Source organism: Bartonella refiksaydamii, from assembly GCF_902652675.1.
Lineage (GTDB): Bacteria > Pseudomonadota > Alphaproteobacteria > Rhizobiales > Rhizobiaceae > Bartonella > Bartonella refiksaydamii.
Genome location: NZ_LR736356.1, coordinates 1 through 1,890 on the forward strand (window position 1 = coordinate 1; position 1,890 = coordinate 1,890).

General features: G+C 44.3%; 3 protein-coding genes. 2 read left to right on the top strand and 1 reads right to left on the bottom strand.

What is annotated here, in order from left to right; translation table 11 throughout:
• Together GQO39_RS08920 and GQO39_RS08375 are read left to right on the top strand one after the other, a co-directional pair.
• Positions 1 to 1,094 (top strand): Bgr_08870 family protein (locus GQO39_RS08920; protein WP_198039449.1); only part of this gene is annotated, 1,094 nt, incomplete at its 5' end.
• A gap of 9 nt (positions 1,095 to 1,103) precedes the next feature.
• Positions 1,104 to 1,355 (top strand): hypothetical protein, encoded by a 252-nt coding sequence (locus GQO39_RS08375; protein ID WP_156851752.1) that lies wholly within the window; start codon positions 1,104 to 1,106, stop codon positions 1,353 to 1,355.
• On the opposite strand, the gene GQO39_RS08380 is transcribed toward GQO39_RS08375, so the two are convergent.
• The gene (locus tag GQO39_RS08380) at positions 1,352 to 1,708 is read right to left on the bottom strand and encodes a helix-turn-helix domain-containing protein (RefSeq protein ID WP_156851753.1); all 357 of its coding nucleotides are present in this window, start codon (positions 1,706 to 1,708) and stop codon (positions 1,352 to 1,354) included. The two genes, GQO39_RS08375 and GQO39_RS08380, sit on opposite strands and share 4 nt — an antisense overlap.
• Positions 1,709 to 1,890 lie beyond the last annotated feature (182 nt).

A 1,890-nucleotide genomic window follows, 5' to 3' on the forward strand; every position in this document is an offset into this window, starting at 1 on the left:
AATCAAGCAACAATAACTTCACCTTTGGCAGTGCTGTCTCCCTGTTAGGCGCACACCAACATAAAACAGAAGATATCGTGGGGCTTGACGATTTTCGAGCCAAGATCAACAAAGATCTCACAAGCTATGGGCGCTTAGCCAGCTCAAATGAATGGCAAAATTACAACAAATTTACCAGCAAAGTCACCATGGGTGGCGGTTTAGAGCTTTTGGGCAATTCGTCACTCAGTCTCACCCATAATGGTGAAGTGGTGACAAATTTAAGCACAACAGGAAGCACCTTGAAAGGACCGCTGAAAATCGATGGTGAAGCTGTTTATACGAAGGCGCAAGTGGATAAATTGATAACAGAAGTAGATAAATTAATAACTTCATTAACCAAAAAACCAGTTGAAATCCTCATAACAGAAAGCGGTACCATTCCATTGCCTGAGGGGTTTAGCGATGACACAGATGTTGAAATATGGGCGTGGGGCGGAGGTGGAGGCGGCGGAGGTGATGGTGGAAATAACGATGGCGGAGGTGGAGGTGGCGGTGGTCAATACGCACGTGTTAAAATTAAGGGATCACAGCTGAGAAACTCAAGAATCGCCCAAATTGCACAGGGAGGAATTGGCGGTAACAATAATGCTGGTAATGGTGGTGGTGCTACAATTATTAAAGGAATTATCTTTGCCGCTGGGGGTGGTGGAGGTAATAGCAAAGGCAGAATCGGTGGTGCGGGTAGTAGTCGCGGTGAATGCATCTATAGTATGGGCGGATTGGGTGATAATGGAAGAGGTGGTGATGGAGGGGAAAATGGAAACACGTTTGGAGACGGTTGTAGTTTTGTTTTCTCCGGAGGGAAAGGGGGATTTGGTGGAAGCAATCTTGGCGGAAGCTCTGTTTTTGGTGGAGGCGGCGGTGGCGGTGGTGCGGCCACCGGCAATGGACGGGGTGGTTACGGCGGTGGTAGTGATAAAGGGGGTACAGGTGGGAAAGGTAGCAAAGCCGGCGGCGGTGGTGGTGGCGGCGGATATTTTCCTGGAAAGGATGGAAGTAAAGCCGGCGGCGCCGGTGGCAATGGAGCTATCTTGTTGAGATTTTTTATATAGGAGTTTTTGATGGAATATGCAGTTGTTGAAAATGGTGTGGTAACCAATATTATTGTAGCTTCAGAAGATTATGTCCATGCCTTTGATGGTGAGGCAATTCCCTCAAGTGAAGCGCAAATTGGCTGGACTTATAAGGATGGAGTATTCTCTCCTCCCACAGTTGATGAAGAAAAAGCTTCTTTGTCTTCTACTGAAATGGCAGAAACAGACGCACCCGTAGAGCTTATAAAAGGACCGCAAGAGAAAGATGAACAAGCCTAGGCTATTAAGCTTTCCAGTGGAATATTAAATTGTTGATGCAAGTTTTTAATCATGCGCAGTGTTAGTTTTCTTTTACCACTCAAGATTTCATAAACGCGATTTAAATGACCAATCGCAGGAACGAGATCTTTAGCACTTAAGTTCATTTGTTCCATTCTAAATTTAATAGCCTCAATAGGATGAGGAGGAGAAACAGGATAGTGTTCTGCTTCATACGCTTCAATCAACAACACAAGAACCTCCATTTGATCAAATTCTGGAGTATTTTCTTTAGGTTGATTGTCAAACATCGCAGACACAATTTCTAAAGCTTCTTGGTAATCTCTTTCAGTACGAAGTGGTTTAATATTCATTTCTTAAGTTCCTTTAGTTCTACAGTGTTGGCATCAATCGCATCATACTGTTTATGCGTCCGTTCTATCAAACTTATGTAAATATGATCATTTCTGATTAAATATACGGTTGATTTCCTGCTTCTTTGAGGCTGGTTTCACCAAAGTCACAGGACATTGGCCAGAGCCTTCCTCTCCACAGG